Origin of the sequence: Longimicrobium sp. (assembly GCF_036388275.1) — a bacterium.
Taxonomy (GTDB): domain Bacteria; phylum Gemmatimonadota; class Gemmatimonadetes; order Longimicrobiales; family Longimicrobiaceae; genus Longimicrobium.
Window position 1 is genome coordinate 1 of sequence record NZ_DASVSF010000031.1, and the last position, 3,014, is coordinate 3,014.

At 55.2% G+C, this 3,014-nt stretch carries 2 protein-coding genes; both read right to left on the reverse strand.

Translation table 11 applies throughout. The features are described 5' to 3' along the window. On the reverse strand, nt 1-1,772 hold a 1,772-nt coding region (locus VF632_RS08425; protein ID WP_331022432.1), incomplete at its 3' end, for a cadherin-like domain-containing protein. Between the two features lie 525 nt (nt 1,773-2,297). Further along, a partial coding sequence (locus VF632_RS08430; RefSeq protein ID WP_331022433.1) for a calcium-binding protein occupies nt 2,298-3,014 on the reverse strand: 717 nt, incomplete at its 5' end.

Sequence of the window (3,014 nt, forward strand, 5' to 3'; positions counted from 1 at the left end):
CTGGTGCCGCCCTTGCCATCGCTGATGCTGTAGTTAAAACTGGCGTTACCCGTGAAGTTAGTGCTGGGGGTGAAGATGACATTGCCATTAGAGAAGGTAACGCTGCCATTGACAGGATTACTGACCCCCGTCAGGCTGAGGCGATCGCCATTGGCATCGGTATCGTTCGCTAACAGAGTTGAAGCCTCCAGGGTGACGGCAGTATTTTGAGCCGTGGTAGCGCTGTCGGGGTTAGCCACGGGGGGTTGATTGGTGGGAGTCGATGCCCGACCAAACAGCACATAACTTTGCCCTGCAGCATTGATGCCGTTGGGGTCGGCACGGAATGCCCCGATAATCAGGTCATCAAAGCCATCGCCGTTGACGTCCCCGGCGCTGCTGACCGACCAGCCTGAGAGGTCATCCGCCGCGATGCCGTTAATCGCAAAGCCGTTGCTGCCGTTGAGCTCCTCGAGGTTGAGGCCCGCACCAAAGCCACTGTTGCTGCCAAACACTACATAACTTTGCCCTGCACCATCGATGCCGTTGCGGGAGGCACCGCTTGCCCCGATAATCAGGTCATCAAAGCCATCGCCGTTGAGGTCCCCGGCGCTGCTGACCGAGTAGCCCGATCGGTCATACGCCGCGATGCCGTTAATGGCAAAGCCGTTGCTGCCGTTGAGCGTGGACAGGTCCAGGCCCGCACCAAAGCCACTGTTGCTGCCAAATACTACATAACTTTGCCCTGCCTGACTGATGCCGTTGGGGGAGGCACCGCGTGCCCCGATAATCAGGTCATCAAAGCCATCGCCGTTGACGTCCCCGGCGCTGCTGACCGACCAGCCTGAGTAGTCAGAGGCCGCGATGCCGTTAATGGCAAAGCCGTTGCTGCCGTTGAGCGTGGACAGGTCCAGGCCCGCACCAAAGCCACTGTTGCTGCCAAACACTACATAACTTTGCCCTGCAGAACTGATGCCGTTGCCGTCGGCATGGTATGCCCCGATAATGAGGTCATCCAAGCCATCGCCGTTGACGTCCCCGGCGCTGTTGACCGAGATGCCTGATAGGTCAAAGGCCGCGATGCCGTTAATGGCAAAGCCGTTGCTGCCGTTGAGCGTGGACAGGTCCAGGCCCGCATCAAAGCCACTGTTGCTGCCAAACACGACATAACTTTGCCCTGCTTCACGGATGCCGTCGGGGGAGGCCAAGCGTGCCCCGATAATCAGGTCATCAAAGCCATCGCCGTTGACGTCCCCGGCGCTGCTGACAGACCGACCTGAGTCGTCATACGCCGCGATGCCGTTAATCGCAAAGCCGTTGCTGCCGTTGAGCGTGGACAGGTTGAGGCTGGCGTTCCATGCGCTGTTGCTGCCAAACACTACATAACTTTGCCCTGCTAAACGGATGCCGTTGGGGGAGGCAGTTGTTGCCCCGATAATCAGGTCATCAATGCCATCGCCGTTGACGTCCCCGGCGCTGCTGACAGACCCGCCTGATTGGTCAAGCTGCGCGATGCCGTTAATCGCAAAGCCGTTGCTGCCGTTGAGCGTGGACAGGTTGAGGCTCGCACCAAAGCCACTGTTGCTGCCAAACACTACATAACTTTGCCCTGCATAACTGATGCCGTTGGCGTCGGCACCGTTTGCCCCGATAATCAGGTCATCAAAGCCATCGCCGTTGACGTCCCCGGCGCTGCTGACCGACAAGCCTGATTGGTCATACGTCCCGATGCCGTTAATCGCAAAGCCGTTGCTGCCGTTGAGGTCCCAGAGGTTGAAGGTTGGTTCAAACATAGTGTTAGTTCTTCCTTGTTAGGTTAGTTGAAAGTTTTCACATCCCGACTTCTTTCCAGAAGCCGGTTTTCTTGCTTTAGCCGAATGACTGCTGACAAATTGCACCATCGGTGCATTCTCAAGCGTTATTTTGATGCACGGCTGATTGATTGAATAGAGTTGTCATTTGATCCACTTTGGTTGTATTAGTAGACGTGTTTTGAGATGCTCTGCCCTCTTCTTTTCGGGCGATCTCGCCGCGCTTGTATATATTGATGAGAATCGATTGTTAAAAAGGCTTGATTGCGGCGATTCCGGTATTAGGTTTAAGGCAGCTTATCCCAGTCAAAGGCAAGCTCTGGGGAAAGGCTGAGCTGCCTTGATTTCATCTCACTTTTACCTGGTTTGATTCGTAGCGGCAGTTGAGCGTTTCATCAGAGATGTTTTGCCTTGAATTGAGCGAGTCTTTAGTCGAGGCAAAAAGTAGCGCGGGGACTCGTGGGCCACAAGCGCTGCTGACTAGGATCACTGGGCCGGTGCGCGCTTCTAGACTTCCACGAAATTCGAGGCAGTTAGAGTATTAGTATTCACCCCAGTCAGGACGGCTAAAACGTCACTACCGATAAGAATCTGATTCCCCGAGAACGACAGATTCCCAAACGTTAAACCCTCAGTCAGACCGATTTGGTCGGTACCCAACTGGAAGTCAGTAATCGTATCGATGCCCTCGCCGGAGGCAAACACGAAGATGTCCTGGCGGTTGCCACCGGTCAAGGTGTCGTTGCCTAGTCCACCCCTCAAGGTGTCAGTGCCATTGTCACCATTGAGTAAATCGTCACCCGCACTCCCGACTAGGAAGTCCTTACCATTGCCGCCAATCAAGATGTCGTTTCCGGCATTACCGATGAGGCTGTCGTTACCGTTGCGACCGTTGAGGAAGTCGTTCCCACCATTGCCCGTGAGGGTGTCATTGCCATTGGTGCCGTTTTGCACCGTACCAACGACAGGATCAACGGTGACATTGACTAAACCGCTAGCGGTGCCGCCCTTGCCATCGCTGATGCTGTAATCAAAACTGGCGTTACCCGTGAAGTTAGTGCTGGGGGTGAAGATGACATTGCCATTAGAGAAGGTAACGCTGCCATTGACAGGATTACTGACCCCCGTCAGGCTGAGGATATCGCCATTGGCATCGGTGTCGTTGGCTAACAGAGTTGAAGCCTCCAGGGTGACGGCAGTATTTTGAGCCGTGGTAGCGCTGTC